This is a genomic window from Enterococcus sp. OL5 (genome assembly GCF_006491895.1).
GTDB lineage: Bacteria > Bacillota > Bacilli > Lactobacillales > Enterococcaceae > Enterococcus_D > Enterococcus_D innesii.
The window spans coordinates 504,907-522,221 of sequence record NZ_VHIL01000001.1 but is presented as its reverse complement, the minus strand read 5'-3'; the positions used below and the strand labels follow the sequence as shown (position 1 = coordinate 522,221).

19 protein-coding genes are annotated in these 17,315 nt (G+C 44.1%); 15 read left to right on the top strand and 4 right to left on the bottom strand.

The window, feature by feature from the left end:
• Positions 1–3 precede the first annotated feature (3 nt).
• The 3 genes from FJU10_RS18965 to FJU10_RS02405 form a co-directional block, all read right to left on the bottom strand.
• On the bottom strand, positions 4–177 hold the full coding sequence (locus tag FJU10_RS18965) for a hypothetical protein (protein ID WP_170924028.1): 174 nt from the start codon (positions 175–177) through the stop codon (positions 4–6).
• A 134-nt stretch (positions 178–311) separates the two neighbouring features.
• Complete coding sequence (locus FJU10_RS02410; RefSeq protein WP_140965076.1) at positions 312–1,172, bottom strand: metallophosphoesterase; 861 nt, start codon at positions 1,170–1,172, stop codon at positions 312–314.
• Between the two features lie 174 nt (positions 1,173–1,346).
• A complete protein-coding gene (locus FJU10_RS02405) occupies positions 1,347–2,063 on the bottom strand; it encodes a hypothetical protein (protein ID WP_140965075.1) in 717 nt (238 codons plus the stop codon).
• 185 nt (positions 2,064–2,248) lie between these two features.
• On the opposite strand from FJU10_RS02405, the gene FJU10_RS02400 reads away from it, so the two are divergent.
• The 15 genes from FJU10_RS02400 to FJU10_RS02330 all read left to right on the top strand — a co-directional run bounded on the left by FJU10_RS02400 (position 2,249) and on the right by FJU10_RS02330 (position 16,486).
• Positions 2,249–3,019, top strand: coding sequence for a TatD family hydrolase (locus FJU10_RS02400; RefSeq protein ID WP_140965074.1), 771 nt, complete (start codon positions 2,249–2,251; stop codon positions 3,017–3,019).
• Complete coding sequence (gene rnmV, locus FJU10_RS02395; protein ID WP_140965088.1) at positions 3,012–3,584, top strand: ribonuclease M5; 573 nt, start codon at positions 3,012–3,014, stop codon at positions 3,582–3,584. The genes FJU10_RS02400 and rnmV overlap by 8 nt, the downstream gene beginning before the upstream one ends.
• A complete protein-coding gene (rsmA, locus tag FJU10_RS02390; RefSeq protein ID WP_140965073.1) occupies positions 3,581–4,468 on the top strand; it encodes a 16S rRNA (adenine(1518)-N(6)/adenine(1519)-N(6))-dimethyltransferase RsmA in 888 nt (295 codons plus the stop codon). The genes rnmV and rsmA overlap by 4 nt, the downstream gene beginning before the upstream one ends.
• Before the next feature lie 117 nt (positions 4,469–4,585).
• Entirely contained in the window at positions 4,586–5,197 is a 612-nt protein-coding gene (locus FJU10_RS02385; RefSeq protein WP_140965072.1) for a hypothetical protein, read from the top strand.
• A 138-nt stretch (positions 5,198–5,335) separates the two neighbouring features.
• Positions 5,336–6,106 carry a C39 family peptidase gene (locus FJU10_RS02380; protein ID WP_140965071.1) on the top strand — a complete coding sequence of 257 codons (771 nt, stop codon included), beginning with the start codon at positions 5,336–5,338 and terminating at the stop codon, positions 6,104–6,106.
• Positions 6,107–6,504: 398 nt separating this feature from the next.
• Positions 6,505–7,473, top strand: coding sequence for a homoserine O-succinyltransferase (gene metA, locus FJU10_RS02375; RefSeq protein WP_140965070.1), 969 nt, complete (start codon positions 6,505–6,507; stop codon positions 7,471–7,473).
• The gene (locus FJU10_RS02370) at positions 7,463–8,662 is read left to right on the top strand and encodes a MalY/PatB family protein (protein WP_140965069.1); all 1,200 of its coding nucleotides are present in this window, start codon (positions 7,463–7,465) and stop codon (positions 8,660–8,662) included. The genes metA and FJU10_RS02370 overlap by 11 nt, the downstream gene beginning before the upstream one ends.
• Positions 8,652–9,746, top strand: coding sequence for an aminotransferase class I/II-fold pyridoxal phosphate-dependent enzyme (locus FJU10_RS02365; protein WP_140965068.1), 1,095 nt, complete (start codon positions 8,652–8,654; stop codon positions 9,744–9,746). The genes FJU10_RS02370 and FJU10_RS02365 overlap by 11 nt, the downstream gene beginning before the upstream one ends.
• Before the next feature lie 255 nt (positions 9,747–10,001).
• Positions 10,002–10,832 (top strand): MetQ/NlpA family ABC transporter substrate-binding protein, encoded by an 831-nt coding sequence (locus tag FJU10_RS02360; protein ID WP_140965067.1) that lies wholly within the window; start codon positions 10,002–10,004, stop codon positions 10,830–10,832.
• Between the two features lie 50 nt (positions 10,833–10,882).
• On the top strand, positions 10,883–12,463 hold the full coding sequence (locus FJU10_RS02355) for an ABC transporter substrate-binding protein (protein WP_074535034.1): 1,581 nt from the start codon (positions 10,883–10,885) through the stop codon (positions 12,461–12,463).
• 72 nt (positions 12,464–12,535) lie between these two features.
• The gene (locus FJU10_RS02350; RefSeq protein WP_005234830.1) at positions 12,536–13,495 is read left to right on the top strand and encodes an ABC transporter permease; all 960 of its coding nucleotides are present in this window, start codon (positions 12,536–12,538) and stop codon (positions 13,493–13,495) included.
• Positions 13,495–14,325, top strand: coding sequence for an ABC transporter permease (locus FJU10_RS02345; RefSeq protein WP_005225544.1), 831 nt, complete (start codon positions 13,495–13,497; stop codon positions 14,323–14,325). Before FJU10_RS02350 ends, FJU10_RS02345 begins: the two co-directional genes overlap by 1 nt.
• Before the next feature lie 3 nt (positions 14,326–14,328).
• The gene (locus FJU10_RS02340) at positions 14,329–15,207 is read left to right on the top strand and encodes an ABC transporter ATP-binding protein (RefSeq protein ID WP_140965066.1); all 879 of its coding nucleotides are present in this window, start codon (positions 14,329–14,331) and stop codon (positions 15,205–15,207) included.
• On the top strand, positions 15,207–16,097 hold the full coding sequence (locus FJU10_RS02335) for an ATP-binding cassette domain-containing protein (RefSeq protein ID WP_016608213.1): 891 nt from the start codon (positions 15,207–15,209) through the stop codon (positions 16,095–16,097). Before FJU10_RS02340 ends, FJU10_RS02335 begins: the two co-directional genes overlap by 1 nt.
• Entirely contained in the window at positions 16,094–16,486 is a 393-nt protein-coding gene (locus FJU10_RS02330) for an OsmC family protein (RefSeq protein ID WP_140965065.1), read from the top strand. The genes FJU10_RS02335 and FJU10_RS02330 overlap by 4 nt, the downstream gene beginning before the upstream one ends.
• A 56-nt stretch (positions 16,487–16,542) precedes the next feature.
• Here the strand turns inward: FJU10_RS02330 and FJU10_RS02325 are convergent, their stop codons facing one another.
• Complete coding sequence (locus FJU10_RS02325; RefSeq protein ID WP_140965064.1) at positions 16,543–17,199, bottom strand: Crp/Fnr family transcriptional regulator; 657 nt, start codon at positions 17,197–17,199, stop codon at positions 16,543–16,545.
• Positions 17,200–17,315 lie beyond the last annotated feature (116 nt).

Sequence of the window (17,315 nt, the reverse complement as noted above, 5' to 3'; positions counted from 1 at the left end):
TGGCTAAGGATGTTTTTTCGTCGTATTTTTGTGCTGGAGAAAAGCAAAGAGATAAAATCCGCAGCCCATCAAGGCAGCAAGAAATGCGATGACAGGAAAGTACAACCCCTGAAGGTATACATAGGCTGTATAAGCGAAGAAGGCGATCAAAAACCAGAGCGTTCCTGAGATGAGCATTTTTTGGTTCCTCCTAATTGTTGAAAAGTATTAATATGGTATATTTTAACATGATAGAAACAAAAAGAAAATCAGTGAATCGAACGTTTGCGGAAACGATTCGCTGATTTTTTCCCAATCACACCATTGAACAGTTAAGAAACGTTCGATTGCTGTTGCGGTTCTAGATGGTAATAAAGGATCTCTGGCGGGACGCCGAGTCGGGCGGGAATCTTGGTCATACCGACCCCACTGGAAACACTCAATAAGGTCTCATTGCCTAAAAGGTAGAGCCCATCGGTATATTTCAACGCACCCTTCGTTTTCGCATAATAAAGAGGCAAGCGAATCTGCCCGCCATGGCTATGGCCAGACAGAATCAAGTCGTAGTTTGGCAGATTGGTGATCCGAGAAACATAATCGGGTTCATGGAGCAAAAGTAGCTGCCATTCTGCTAAGGTTGCTTCATAGGTAAAACTGACTTTCGGACTTTCTATATCGATACCGACAATATTCATCGACGTCTTGTCATCAGAACCAAAAACCGACTCATTATCAAGTAAGGTAAACCCTGCATGCTGGTATATTTCCTTAACAAAGTAATGACCGTCATTCAAATGGTCATGGTTCCCCATAACTGCGATCTTACCCAGAGGCGCTTGCAATTTTTTCAGCTTTTCGATCAGTCGCTTGGTTGAACGATGCGGCCATTTTTTATAATTATCGATCAGATCCCCCGTGATGATGATCAGATCCGGCTTGTTTTGGATCGTTGATCGAATGATGCGATTCATTCGTCTTGGTTTAAACCAACGAGAAAAATGAAGGTCGCTGATATGGGCGATCACGATATTGCTCTCTGCTTGGTAAAGGTCATAAGCTTTTGAAATATCTAAGACGGTGCGCTTGTCTTTTTTTATGAGATAATGCCGTTGTTTGAGAAGATGCGGTTCAATAATAAAGGAGTAAACTAGCAAGCCCGTAAGGAGGAATGCAATAAGAATGAGGGTGTACATGGCGTGGCTCCTTTTTTGATTTGCTAGTTTCTAGCATAGTAGATTCTTACAAAAAAAGCAATCATACGAAAGCAAAAATAACAAAAAATATCCATCGTATTTCGCTTGTTTCTTCCATGAAAAAAAGATACAAAAGGGGCTGCAATAGCCGATCTTTTGTATCCTAGATCGCAATTATTTGATTTTCACCAAACGTTTAAAGCGTGCTTTGTGTTTGACGGGGATCAAAGCCATGACACAATCATAAGGGACGGAGATGATCGCCCATGCGAGACTTTTACTTGAAGCAAAGGGATAGTTTTGCTTTAAGACAAAATGGCCACTGATCAAGGCAAAACCGATACTGCCGACCCACAGCCATTGCGGGTTCCAATTCGTAAAGTGTTGGAGGGCTGTGATGATAAAGGGATAACCGTAAAAGTACAATGCAGTCAAAACGAAAGTGACGTTTTTGGTTAATTGACGCAGGGTAAGTAAGAAAAATAAGCCAGAAAGAACGATACCCAATGGCGGGAACAAACTAACTAAGAAGGAATAAACGATGCCCCATATGATCATGCCAGGTCCTTTGACGAGAGCGGCTAAGACAAAGACAAAAAGTAGGAATAAGAGCTGTTGCGAAAAACTTGCTGCTGTCAAAAGTCCGAAGAAACCAACCAATAACCAGTGAGAAAAAGTCGCTGTTTGATTCTTTTGTGGTGTCTGCTGCTGCAATTTTAGCCATGTAGCAAAATTCGGGAAATCTTGCTGGAAATTTCGCTGAAAGTCGCTGTTGAATGCTTGATGGGCATTTTGCTGCCGATAGTAATGATATTGATGTTTTAACGTGCCTTTAGCTGCTGCTTTTTGGCCAGAAAAAAAGCGGCCGGGATCAATTTTTGATCGTTCCATATTTCCACCTCCATACGATTTCGTTACACTCAGTATAGAGAAAATCAGCTTCGGCGTCCTCCAACTTTGGGCGGATTTTTTTTGCTTGCTGAAAGTTTTCTTAAACTGCTGAAAAAAGCGGAGAGGATTCGTTTCTTAAACCGTCAAAATATGCTAGAGTATAGAAGGACTAAGGAGGAGATTTCATGATTTTTGATTCTCATACACATTTGAATGCAGAACAGTTTAACGAAGACATTCCCGAAACCGTCGCCCGTGCGCATGAACTAGGAGTAACGGAGATGGCGGTCGTCGGTTTCGATCAGCCAACGATTGAAAAATCGTTAGCATTAAGCAAAGAATATCCTGGCATTTACAGCATTATCGGTTGGCATCCCACCGAAGCTGGTTCTTATACCCCAAATGTAGAGACCTATTTGCAAGAGCGCTTGGAACGACCAAAAGTCGTTGCCCTAGGTGAAATCGGTTTAGACTACCACTGGATGGAAGATCCGAAAGAAGTTCAAGAAAAGGTCTTTCGTCGGCAAATGGCGATCGCTCGTGAACATCAGCTGCCCATCAGTATTCATACCCGTGAAGCCTTAGAAGATACCTATGCGATCTTAAAGGATGAAAAAGTCCAAACGATCGGCGGCATCATGCACAGCTTTAGCGGGGATGGCGAATGGGCGAAAAAGTTCTTGGATCTAGGAATGTACATTTCCTTTAGTGGTGTCGTGACCTTCAAAAAGGCTACGGAGGTACAAGAAGCTGCGCAAGTTGTGCCACAAGATCGGCTACTCGTTGAGACTGATGCGCCGTATTTAGCCCCTGTTCCTTATCGTGGCAAGCGCAATGAACCCGGCTATACCCATTATGTAGTGGATAAAATCGCGGAGCTGCGGCAAGAAGCGGTCGCTGATGTTGCGACCTACACGACAAAAAATGCCCACCGCTTGTTTAGGATCAATGACTGATAAACCGAAAATCGAAGAAATCATTGTCGTCGAAGGCAAAGACGACACCCGCCGATTGCAAGAAGTGTTCGAAGTAGATACCATCGAAACGATCGGTTCGGCAATTGATGATACGATCCTTGATCAAATCGAGCACGCCCAAGAGACACGAGGGGTCATCGTGTTTACCGATCCCGATTTTTCAGGAGAAAAGATCCGCAAGATCATTATGGAAGTCGTTCCGGATGCCAAGCATGCCTTTTTACCACGCAGTCAGGCAACACCGAAAAACAAAGGCAGTTTAGGCGTGGAACACGCCAGCCATGAAGCGTTGAAAGAAGCCTTGCGGAAAGTCGTAACCCCGATTGCTTCAAATGAAGCTAGCGAAGGGACCATTGATCGGCAACAGTTGTTAGCGTATGGCTTGATCGCAGGGGCTGGAGCGAAAGAGAAACGAGAGCGGTTGGGGGATCTTTTACGCATCGGCTATACGAACGGCAAACAACTAGAGAAGCGGCTGGCAATGTTTCGTATTACTGATGCAGAGCTGGCAGAAGCAATGAAAACAGTGGAGGAAGAATTGTGAAAGAAGAACGGGATATAGCAACCCCCTCAAGAACCAAAGAGATTTTAGCGAAACATGGCTTTACCTTTAAAAAAAGTTTAGGTCAAAACTTCTTAACAGAACCGAATATTTTACGGAAAATCGTAGAAACAGCAGGCATCAACGAGACGACAAACGTCATCGAAGTTGGTCCCGGGATCGGTGCGTTGACCGAACAGTTGGCAAAACATGCCAAGCAAGTGTTGGCGTTTGAAATCGATGATCGGTTGATTCCAGTGTTAGCCGACACAATGCAGCCATATCAAAATGTGCAAATCATTCATCAAGATGTCTTGCAAGCAGATCTGGCAACGACCATTCAATCAGCATTCAGCGATACGGCTGCTTCATTAAAAGTTGTCGCAAACTTGCCCTACTACATCACTACGCCAATTATGATGCACTTTTTAGAGTCTCAGGTACCAGTAGATGAAATGGTGGTGATGATGCAAAAAGAAGTGGCTGATCGAATCTCAGCAGTTCCTGGGACTAAAGCCTATGGCTCGTTGTCGATCGCTGTGCAATACTACATGGAAGCAAAACTGGCATTCATCGTCCCGAAAACTGTTTTTGTGCCTCAACCAAATGTTGATTCGGCTATTCTGAAATTGACGCGTCGTTCACAACCAGCAGTCGCAGTCACCGATGAAAAAGAGTTCTTCAAATTAACGAAAGCAGCCTTTCAACTGCGTCGTAAAACCCTTTGGAACAATTTGCAAAATAGCTATGGAAAAGATGAAACAACCAAACAGTGGTTGGCAGACAGCTTAGAAGCAAGTGGGATCGATCCGAAACGACGTGGAGAAACGCTGTCGTTAGTGGAATTTGCCAAATTAAGTAATGAAATGCAAGCACGTAAAGGATAACCTCTATAAAAACGGATGTTGAATAAACATTCGTTTTTTGTGTCTTGACACCTCGTGGAAATACCAGTAGAATAAGCAAGACAGAACTGTCATGACACATTGAAGGAGAGAGTATAAATGAAAAATCATTCCATCCGCCATTTAACGATCGCTGCATTGTTGATCGGCATGGGGATCGTCATTCCCATGGTAATGCCCAAAATCGTCATTGGACCAGCATCCTTTACTTTAGCTAGCCACGTTCCCGTATTTGTGGCGATGTTCTTTTCACCAGCGATGGCGATCGCGGTAGCTTTAGGAACAACCTTTGGCTTTTTCTTAACACTGCCACCAATCATTGCTTTACGGGCATTGTCCCATGTTGTTTTTGCCGTCATCGGTGCCTTTTATTTACAGAAGCACCCAGATATTTTACTGAAAAATGGCAAACCCTCTTTATTGAATATCAAATTTCAGAGCTTTAACTTGATTATTGGACTGATTCATTCTACCGTTGAAATGGCAGTCGTTGCCGCCTTTTACTTCACAGGAAATGTCCCGGGAACCGCATTCGATGGCAATTTCTACTATTTCTTGTTCGTTTTGATGGGGATCGGTGGCTTGATCCATAGCTTGATCGATTTCAATTTGGCTTATTTTGTTGCAGGTGCCTTAAGCAAACAATTTGATATTCGTTCGTTTTCGAAAGCAAAAGGACGCTTTATTCAGAAACAAAAGAAAGCGGCATAAGCGCCAGTTTGAGTAGACCCGCTACCTAGACGGGTCTATTTTTTTGTGGCCAGATTAATAAAATACCCTTTCTTAAAAAGTTTATTATAGTGAAAAAATAAACAGAAATAAGTTATAATATACAAGAGGAGGAAGTAGATGAAGAAGATAAAGTTAAAACGGTTACTTTTAAGTATGTTCGTCTTGATGCTCTTCTTTCTGCTGATTTTTTATGACAGTAAGAACGGGCAATCCCCCTTTGAAGTGATAGAGGATGAATTGACATTAGCACTTTCGGATGAGGAACAAACACCAGAGCCGGAATACAGTGAGGTTATTCAATTAGATGTTCCGTTAGAAAATCAATTCGATGAAGTTGCCCTAGGAAACGGCTGTGAAGTAACAGCTTTATCGATGCTCTTGAATTTTTACGGATTTGAAACGAATAAAAATCAATTGGCAGAAGAATTAGCGTATGTCCCGCTTTATGAGGATTACGATCACCATGGAGACCCACGAGAAGGCTTTGTTGGAAACATCTATGGCGGCGATAGCGCAATGGGGGTTGACGTTGAGCCGATCACCGATGTTGCCGAAAGGATTGTGAAAGAGCAATATGAAGTCGTTAGTGGACGAGACAAAAGCTTTGATGAGATCGTCAAAGTACTGCAATCTGGAAAACCCGTTTGGATGATCGCGACCTTAGAATTACAAGTACCTACCGATGCTGATTTCTTTCAATGGAATACGAAAAATGGTGAAATCCTTGTGACTGCATTGATCCACTCGGTAGTGATCACGGGAATCGACGGAGAGACGATGTATGTCAATGACCCTTATGGGCATAAAGATCGCGAAGTCAGCAAAGAAGACTTAGCAACGATTTATGAAAAAATGGGGCAACAATATTTATATTTAGAAGAACTATAAGAAAAAAATAAACTTGACGTTGACAGTAAATGAAAAAACAATTATAATTTTTTAAAATTAAACAAAGATTTCGATAACGTTGAAGAGAAGAGTAGCAGATCAACAAAGGTACAGAGACTCCGGTTGGTGAAAAAGGAGACATGCGGTGATCAGTGAAGATGAGCTCTGAGTTTTTTTGTTGGTTCACGCCAGCAAAACGGCATGCGCCCGTTACAGCGCCAAGTATCATAGTGTACTGTTGAGGTGTTATTTGTGAGAATAGCACGAATTAGGGTGGTAACGCGCATCAAGTCGTCCCTTTTATCCGCAAGGATAAAAGGGCGGCTTTTTTTGTTTTTCACAGCCGAAACTGTTCGCTTTCTCTTCAACAAGAAATTTATCTGTAAGGGGTTGAAGCAATGCCAATCATTATTCCCAAAGAATTACCCGCTGCAGCGGTCCTGCAAAAAGAAAATGTCTTTGCCTTACTGCAGCATAAAGCGGCGAAGCAAGAGATCCGTCCCTTGAAAATCGCCATCGTCAATTTGATGCCGAAAAAGATCGCTACAGAAAATCAGTTGTTGCGTCTGCTTTCTCAAAGCCCTCTGCAAATTGAGGTGACTTTACTGAAAATGAAGTACCACGAAAGCAAAAACACGTCTGTCGATCACATGGAAAAGTTCTATCAAGAATTTTCAGTGATCCAGTCCCAACGCTTCGACGGCTTGATCATTACTGGTGCCCCTGTTGAAAAAATGACATTTGAAGCCATTGATTATTGGCAAGAACTGCAAGAGATCATGAATTGGAGCCAGACGAATTGCACTTCAGTCTTGCATATTTGTTGGGGAGCGCAAGCAGGTCTTTATTACCATTACGGTATCGAAAAAGTGTTGTACCCAAGCAAGTTGTTCGGTGTCTTCGAACAAACAGTCACGCATTTCCATCCACTGGTTAGGGGCTTTGACGACGTCTTTTATACACCGCATTCGCGCTATACTGGCATCGATGAAGTCCAGCTCGCCCAAGCCCCCTTAGAAATATTGGCAGCGGGTGTTGAAACGGGACCCTCCATCTTCGTATCAGAGGATCATAAAAATGTCTTTTTACTAGGACATTTTGAATACCATACAACGACCTTGAATGAAGAGTACTTGCGAGACATGGAACGGGGCTTAGCTACCGCATTGCCGCAAAATTACTTTGCCTATGACCGTTTAGGTGGGAAAATCACCAACCGTTGGCGGGGACATGCCTCCTTGTTTTTCAGCAATTGGATCAATGAAACCTATTTGCGAACGCCGTATGACCTGTCCGTCAAGCCCACGAAAGAAGGTTATCGGATCGGTAGCGAGCCAGAAGGTCGGGTGAGTATCAATGACGATTGAGTCCTTTCTCTCCCATTATGCCAGACAGCGAAAAGGCACTGATTCTTTAAAATGGGATCTTGTCGATCAACGGTTCCAAGGAGAAAAGCTTTTGCCTTTATGGGTAGCCGATATGGATTTTGCGGCGCCAAAAGCAGTAGAAAAAGCTTTGCAGCAACTGGTTGCTCAAGGAACCTTCGGCTATGGCATTCCCCCCTCAGGCTATTTTTCAGCCTATCAGGGCTGGCAAGATCGCCACTGGGGGACGAAATTTGAAGAAAAATGGCTCTCGTTTTCCACAGGGGTCGTCCAATCTTTGGTTGATTTGCTTCATTGTTTCACAGAACCTGACGATGGCATCTTGATCCAGCCGCCCGTCTACTATCCCTTTTTTGACAGCATCAAGGAGACGAAAAGACGCTTGATAGAAGCACCTTTACAAAAAGTGGGGAATTCCTATCGAATCGATTTTGCTGCTTTTGAAGCCAAAATCATTGAAAAAAAAGTAAAACTATTTATTCTCTGCTCCCCCCACAATCCAGTAGGGCGGGTCTGGCAAGAGGAAGAGCTACATCAGTTATTGGCAATCTGCCAAAAACATAAGGTTGTCGTGATCGCCGATGAGATCCATCGTGAGCTGATACTCGGTGACCAGCAATTTGTTTCGGCAATAACAGTGGCGCAGCGTTTAGGCATTGAAAAACTGATCGTCCTGGATTCGCCCTCAAAAACCTTTAACTTAGCAGGGTTATTGCTGTCTCACGTTTGGATTCCAGATTTAGAGATGCGCACAACCTATCACGCGTGGTGTCGGCAATACAAGCAGACGGAAGTTAATTGTTTTGGTCTAACTGCTGCCAAAGCTGCTTATGAATCGGGGGATCAATGGCTAGCTGATCTGCTCTCAGTGGTTGCTACCAATGAACAAATGGTCCGCCAGCAACTGCAAGAAGCATTTCCCAAGATTGAGCTCCTGCCCTTAGAAGGAACCTACCTTCTCTGGGTGGATCTGCGGCAAGTCATTGCCAAAGAACGAACCAAGCACGTGATCCAAGATACTGCCGGTTTGGCAGTCGATTATGGGGAATGGTTCGCCAAAGACGGTCAAGGCTTGATTCGTCTGAATCTTGCGACAACACCGACTATCATTCAACAAGCCCTTGATCGCATGATCGAGGCAATCAAAAAGGAGGAACGACATGACGATTGATACAGCAACTTTTCTGGCACAATTAGGCAATCATTCGGATCAGCAAACTGGGGCGATCAGCCCACCGATCTATCTTTCCACGACGTTTGCGCATCCTGAATTGGGGCAAAGTACCGGCTATGATTATACCCGTACCAAAAACCCAACCCGTGATATTTTAGAAGCGGGTCTTGCTGAATTAGAAAAAGGGGCTCGGGCAGTAGTGACCAGCTCTGGCATGAGTGCGATCGCTTTGATTTTTGATTTGTTTGCCAGCGGCAGCCGCTTTTTGGTTTCTCGTGACTTGTACGGCGGCAGCTTTCGCTATTTTGCGGAATTGGAAAAAAGCCAGCGGGCCTTTTTCGATACCTTCAGTACTGTAACAGAATTAAGTGAAAAATTAACTGACGAGGTAACGGCTGTCTTTTTAGAGACCCCAACGAATCCTTTGATGACCGTGACGGATATTGCTGAAACCGCCAAGCTTGCTCACGAACATGGGGCGCTATTGATTGTAGACAACACCTTTTTGACGCCCTTGCGACAGTTGCCCTTAGAGGAAGGTGCCGATCTGGTGATCCACTCAGGTACCAAATTCTTATCTGGCCACAATGATATTTTGGCAGGCGTCGTGATCGCCAAAGATGCGCAGCTGGGGGAGCGCTTGAACTATTTAGCCAATACTTCTGGCCCTACCTTGAGCAGCTTTGATACGTGGTTATTTATTCGAAGTTTAAAGACGCTGCCGTTGCGCTTTGAACGGCAAGAAGCCAACGCCAAGGAAGTCGGCCGCTTTTTACGAGCCCATCCGGCGATCAAAGAGGTGCTGTATCCGAATGCCGGCGCGATGATCAGCATTCGGGTGCTTGATGAAACCAAAATCAGCGGCTTTTTAGCGGCATTAAAGGTCTTTACCTTTGCGGAAAGCCTAGGGGGTGTGGAAAGTCTCATCACGTATCCAACGACACAGACCCACGCGGATATTCCTCAAGAGGTGCGAGAATCTTATGGATTGACGCCGGATCTTTTACGGATCTCCATTGGGATCGAAAGTAGTAAAGATTTGATCGATGACTTAGAAAATGCACTGAAGATATTCAAATAACCCGACCGCAGATCAGCTAGTTAAAAACTTACTTTTGTAGAGTAATTTTATTGACAGTTTTAGTTGTATAGGATAAAGTTACACTACATATGAATAGTGAGTCCGATGTTTTCGGTTGACGGCAACAGGCATTCTCCCTTTTTTCTCACGAGAAAGCAGTTCTTTCTAAAAGAAAAGGTGAAATTGGTCTAGTTGAGCATCGCCACAAGAAAACGGGACGATTGATCTGAGGAGGGAACAAAAGGGGAAAAAAGGATGAAAAGAAACGTAGTAAAGGGATTGTCAACAGGGGCTCTTGGATTGCTGGCATTGTTCAGCTTCGCCGCTTGCGGCAGCAGTCAAGCAGATGAGGAAGCCATCGTTGTCAAATTGGGTGTTGTTGGTGAACAAAACGAAGCCTGGGAACATGTGCAGGAAGAATTGAAGGAAAATGAAAACATCGACCTGCAATTGGTGAAGTTTACCGATTATCGCCAACCAATCGTCGCACTAGAGGATGGGTCGATCGATCTACACGCAGCATTGACGGAGATTTTTATGGACAACGTCAACGAAGAAAGTGGTTATTCCAACACAACGATTGCGTATACGACATTAAACCCACTTGGTATTTATTCCGATAAAATCACAGATGTCAGTGAATTGGCTGATGGAGCTACAGTGGCTTTACCGAATGATGTCTCAAATGAGAGTCGCGCACTGCTGCTTTTACAAACGGCGGGTTTGATCACTTTGGATGAATCCAAGGGGCTACTGCCGACAACTAGTGATGTGACTGACAATCCCAAAGCTTTGAGATTTGAGCTACTTGATTCCAATCAGACTGCTCGAGCTATGACTGACGTCGACATTTCTTTGATCAATAATGGCATGGCCGTCGATGCTGGTTTGGTACCTACAGAAGATGCGATTTTCTTAGAACCTGTGGCTGATTCCTCTAAGCCTTATTATAATGTGATCGCTGCGCGAGCAGACGAAGCAGACAATGACGTTTACCAAACGGTCGTTCGATATTATCAGACCGATGAAGTAAAAGCAATTATCGAGGAAGTAACAAAGAAATCTAGTATACCTGTATGGGAATAGAAAGGTAAAAACGACTATTACTATATAGGAACAGGAAGTAGGATGGAAAAATGATAAATTGGAAAAAAGGTTTAGCAAGTGTTGCCGTCGTTGGACTAGGATTTGTTCTAGCAGCCTGCGGTGGATCAAATACAGAAGAAACGTCAACCAGTAGTGCAGCTGGAGCTGGGGATGATTCAACATTCACTTATGCGATCAGCGGGGACCCATCGTCCACTAACCCGATCAACACCAGTGATCGTTGGGGATTGACAGTGACAAACATGATCTATTCTCCACTAGTTACAGTGGAAGCAGATGGAACGACACAAAATGCGTTGGCAGAATCAGTGGAACCGGCGGAAGACGGCCTTTCCTTGACAGTACATTTGAAACAAGATGTGAAATGGTCAGATGGCGAAGACTTTACCGCCGATGACGTTGTTTTCACATATGAACAAAAAGTCAAAAAAGAAAATGGCAATGCCGATTCCCTTTGGGTCGACGACCAACCGATCGCGATCGAAAAAGTGGATGAATACACCGTCAAATTCGTGTTGCCGACACCAAGTGCCGCAGCGATCAGCAACATCGCAACCGAAACATACATCATTCCCGAGCATATCTTTAAAGATGTTACCGACTTCTCTGTCAGTGAACTGCCTGAAAAACCAGTCGGCACTGGTCCGTATCAACTGAAAGAATACAAACGTGGTGAGTACTTTACTTTTGAAGCCAATGAAAACTATTATGGCGGCAAGCCTTCGATTCAAAATGTGACGTTGCGTATCATCGAAAGTACCGATACGGCGAAAGTCGCTTTGCAAAAAGGGGAAGTGGATGCAGCCGTTGTCTTGCCTTCAGATATTGAAGACTTAGATGATGAGCAGATCTCTGTTTATCCTTATACTGAAAACCGTGTCGGTTATCTAGGCTTGAACACTCACTCAGATGCTTTGCAAGATGTGAAAGTTCGACAAGCAGTTCTTTATGCGTTGAACAAAGACGAATTAAATCAAGCGGCGTATTTAGATGAAGAGTATTATGCAACACCATATTCATTCTTGCCACCGAACAACCCATACGTCACTGATGATGTTGAAAAATACGAGACAAATGTCGAAAAGGCTCAAGAACTTTTACAAGAAGCTGGTGTGACTGATTTGTCATTGAATTTGGCTTTCAACTCAACCGATCCAGCCCAAACGATCCAAGCTACGTTGATCCAACAACAATTGCAACAAGCAGGCATAACGGTTACCCTTGAAGGTGGCGATGGTACAGCGATCTTTACCGAGTTGAAGAAACCAGATTCAACGAAGTACAACTTATTCCTTGGCGGATATATCATGGGGAATGACCCTGACTTATACGGCAGTCTATTTGAAACTGGCGGTAGTGCCAACTATTTCCAAAGCAATAGCGAAACCATTGACAATTTGTTCGCCCAAGCAGCAGTTGAATTAGACACGGACAAACGTGAAGCATTGTATGATGATTTGCAAAAAGCCATTGCTGACGAAGCGATCATTTACCCAATCGTTGACAACAAGAAAATCCTAGCGGTCAATAACCGAATTGGTAATGTAGAAGATGCAGGTTTGATCCCAATCTATACATTCGAAGATATGTCTAAATTGACAATCAAGTAAATCCATTGGCTGTGATAAAGAGGAATCTTTTTTATCACAGCTTTTTTCTATGAAAAAGAAAGTAGGTCAGTTATGTTTCGATACATTGCAAAACGAGTATTGCAAGCAATCCCTTTGCTGTTTGTGATCTCTTTTATCGTTTTTTCGCTTATACATATCGCACCGTATGATGTGATCGACTCCATCACGACACCCAATATGTCGCAAGAGCAAATCGATCTTTTGCGGCAGCGCTATGGCTTGGATCAACCCTTTTTGGTTCAATATTTTCTTTGGATCAGAAATATTCTTACCGGTAATCTTGGCTTTTCTTTGGTGTCTCAAAGTAGTATTTCACAAGAACTTGCGACTCGGATTCCCAATACTATGCGCCTAGTGATCCCCGCTTATTTGACTGCCTTGTTGTTGGCGATCATTTTGGGCCTGTTGGCTGCTGCCAACAAAGGAAAGATTTGGGATCGGATCATTGACGCTGTGGCATCTTTAGGGATCGCTGTGCCGACCTTCTGGTTTGCGATGATCTTGATTTATGTGTTTGGTTACTTATTAAATATGTTTCCAATCATTGGCATGTATACGGTCGGTAAAGAAGGGGATTTTGGCGATTTTCTGCAGCATTTTATTTTGCCTTATACCACATTGACAGTCGCCTTCTTTCCAGATTTGACGCGGTATATCCGGGCATCAGCGACACAACAAGTTTCAGAAGACTACGTGATGGTGCAACGGGCATTTCATGCCAGCAAATGGCAGATTTTCAGCCGGCACATCAGTCGCAATATTTTGATTCCCGTTGTCACCCAAATCGGCTTGGCGTTGCCGATGTTAGTTACCGGTGCGATCATTACAGAAACGATCTACGGCTGGCCGGGCGTCGGACCTTACTTGATGAGTGCGACGAAAAGCCTCGATTATCCTGTGATCATGGCCATCATGCTGCTGTCAGCAACACTGGTCATCTTAGGGAATTTGTTAGCGGATGTATTATACTCCGTGGTTGATCCACGTATCCGTAAAGGAGGGAGCAAGTAATGAAACGTTTCAAAAAAATCAGTGAAGTCATGCTTGCTTCGCCCATCTATACCTTTTCTGTCGTTTTCCTGACGTTATTGATTATTTTGTCGCTTGTTGCACCTTTGATCCCCATCGATCCCAATGCAACGGATGTCAGCAACATGTCACAGCCGCCGAGTTGGGCTCATTTATTTGGAACCGATGAAGTGGGGCGGGATTACTTTATTCGGGTCGTCTACGGCGGTCGGGTGTCCTTGTTTGTAGGTGTTTTGGCAATGATAACTGCGACGTTTATTGGGACTCTTGTCGGTCTTGTTTCTGGCTACTTTGGCGGTTGGATCGACAACTTGCTGATGCGGCTCGTCGATGTATTGTCATCGATTCCTTGGTTGGTGTTAGTGATCGTTTTGAGCGTCTTTTTACGTCCCGGACTAACCACGATTATTATTGTGATCGGCGGCTTCTCCTGGATGAACATCGCTCGTTTGATTCGTGGTGAAACGTTAGCGGCGAAAGAACGGGAATATGTCGCTTATGGGAAATTTATCGGCCGTTCTTCATTCAGTATTATCGTGAAGCATGTTTTCCCCGCAGTACTACCAACCTTGATCGTTGCGGCATCCGCAAGTATTTCTGGGGCGATCATGACCGAATCAGCATTGAGCTTCCTTGGATTAGGGATTCAGCAACCGATGGCATCGTGGGGCAGTCTGTTGCAAAACGCGCAAAACAGCTTGCAGCGGGCACCATACATGGCGATCCTTCCCGGGCTTTTTGTTATTTTCACCATCTATTCCTTTAACAATATCGGCGACATGATCAAACATGTCTTGCAAAGAGAGGTGTGACCGATGGAGACAGAATTATTAGCGATCGAAGCGTTGAATGTGACGTTTCAAAGCAAAACCGGGCCGAAACCGTTAGTCAAAAATCTTGATCTGGTGATTCCTAAGGGCAAAGTGGTTGGGATCGTCGGCGAATCAGGCAGCGGCAAAAGTATGACCATGAAAAGTGTCATGGATCTTTTGCCCGATAAAGTGACCGATCACTATGCCAGTTATACATTTGAAGGAGCAGCAGTTAGCGATCGTCGAACATTACCAATTGCTATGATTTTTCAAGACCCGATGACTTCGTTAAATCCTTTGCGCACGATCGGCTATCATTTGATCGAAGTGATTCGCCGCTCACAAAAAGTATCGAAAAAAGCAGCACAAGAAATCGCCGTCAAAGAGTTAGAAAAAGTCGGCATACCTTTTCCAGCACAACGTATGAAACAATATCCTCATGAGCTATCTGGGGGGATGCGTCAACGGGTGATGATCGCCATGGCTTTGTTGGCGCAACCGAAATTGCTGATCGCCGATGAACCGACGACGGCTTTAGATGTGACGATCCAAGCACAGATTTTGGCATTGATCAAAAACCTGCAAAGAGAGAACCAGCTTTCCGTCGTCCTTGTGACCCATGACTTTGGGGTCGTTGCAGGAATGTGCGACTTTATTAAAGTGATGTATCAAGGACAAGTCGTGGAAGAAGGCACCACGGAAGAAATCTTTTATCAACCGGCACATCCTTATACGAAACAGTTATTGCAAGCGGCCAATTTAGGCGACAAGCATGCTGAATTAAAAGTCTTTGATTATCACGAGACATTGGCAGATGAGTTGCAAGAAACGCAGCTATCTAAGACCCATCGCGTCTGGCGTAATCAGGAGGTGACAGAATAATGGAAGAACTGATTCGCGTAGAACATGCGACGAAAACCTTTCGCAGTAAAAACTGGCGCGGCACTGTCAGCGAAGTCCGAGCGGTCGAAGATGTCAGCCTAACGATTCATCGAGGCGAGACATTGGGGCTAGTGGGGGAATCTGGAAGTGGGAAAACCACTTTAGGACGCAGTATTTTAAATTTAGAGACCTTAACAAGCGGGGAGATTTTCTTTGAAGGCAAAGAGCTAACAGCATTGACGGCAGAAGATCGCAAAGCAGCGTATCAGCAAATGCAGATCATTTTCCAAGATCCGTATTCATCATTGAATCCCCGGATGACGGCACTTGAACTGGTGATGGAGCCGTTGTATCATGAAACGAAAGATGCTGCTCGAGCGAAAGCCAAAGAAATCTTAGCGATCGTCGGGATCACCGGTGATGATGTCCATAAATTGCCCCGCAGTTTCAGCGGCGGACAACGGCAACGGATTGGCATCGCTCGTGCAGTGGTCAATCGCCCGGCGTTCGTCTTGTGTGATGAACCGACTTCGGCATTAGATGTCTCCATTCAGGCTCAGATCATCCAATTGCTGCTGCGTCTACAAAAAGAGTTTTCATTGTCTTATTTATTCATTTCTCATGACTTGTCCGTGATTCGTCATATCAGTGATCGAACAGCCGTCATGTATCAAGGGAAATTAGTTGAATTGGCACCTACCGACCGTTTGTTTGAAAATCCGCTGCATCCTTACACGAAGAAATTATTAGCAGCAGCGCCGATCGCTGATCCTGTGTTAGCAAGAGGTGCGATGGAACAAACGGAAATTCAAAGCACGATTACTTTGACCCCATTGTATGAATGGGTCGAAGTTGAACCAGATCATTTTGTGAGGAGAGAAAAACGATGACAGTAGAAACATTAACGATCCATCAAGGAAGCGACAAATTTGAAATGACGACCCCAACGGGCAATTGGGTGTTAGCACGGGAAAAAGGCTATTCGCCAGTCCAAATGCTGGTGAGTGCGGTCGCTGCTTGCGGCGGCTATGTATACGCATCCGTCTTAGAGAATTCAAAAATCACAGCAGAAATCGAAAAGATCGAAGTCAGCTATGACCGAGACGACAATAAAAAAGCCCAACCAGTCAGTGCTATCCAAATTCAGTTTTATGCGAAAATCGCCGAAGCTGATCATGACAAAGCGACCCGTTGCCTAAAACTCGTTTCACCAAATTGCCCCGTGATCCAATCATTAGATCCAACGATCGAAGTGACGGAAACGGTGACGTTTATTTAATCGAAAAAAGACTTTGTGTGCCTGAAACCAATAGGCATATAAAGTCTTTTTTTTGATCAATAAATAATATTCTCCCGAATAAAGTCGATATCTGTCACTAATAGTTTGCGATCGACACTTTTTAAGGCGCCAGATTCTCGTAATTTTTGCATCATTCGATTGACACTGCTGGCAGAGGTAATGCCGCAAAAGCGAGCAATCTCTTCATTGGTGACTTCAAAATCGATCAAGACACCCTCAGTTGTTTGAACCCCAAAAGTTTCATACAACTCATTGATTTGGGTACAGACAGCACCGAATTTGCCGTTCATCAGCATTTGCTGCATCTTTTTCATCGTATCCATCAAATTTCGTCGATAATACTCTTTGACATAGTCCTGCAGCAGACGGTCACGATTGACATCTGCCCAAAATTGATCCCGCACGATTTTGTATAATTCGGCTTCTTCTGATTCAACCCGCACATTAAAAGGGGCTTCGACTTCTTGAGAGGATTCGTCTTTAAACAAAGAGACGATTTCGAAATCCGTCAAATAGCGCAAGTTGAATTCGCGCCCTTCATGGGTCACTACGCTAGTTTTGATGATGCCTTTTTTTGAAATGTAGACGTACCGATCCGGGATCCCTTCATACGTCAAGTAACTCTTTTTCTTACGGATAACGACCGGTATTGCTTGTTTTTCTAAATAATCACGTAATATCTGTTTCTCCACCCACGTTACTCCTTCACTTGATGCCAACCCAACATTTTCTGAAAAAAATCTGAAATTTCCTCTATTCATGCTTCATTAAAAGACATTTCTGGTGAAAAAGCAATAACAAATGTTAA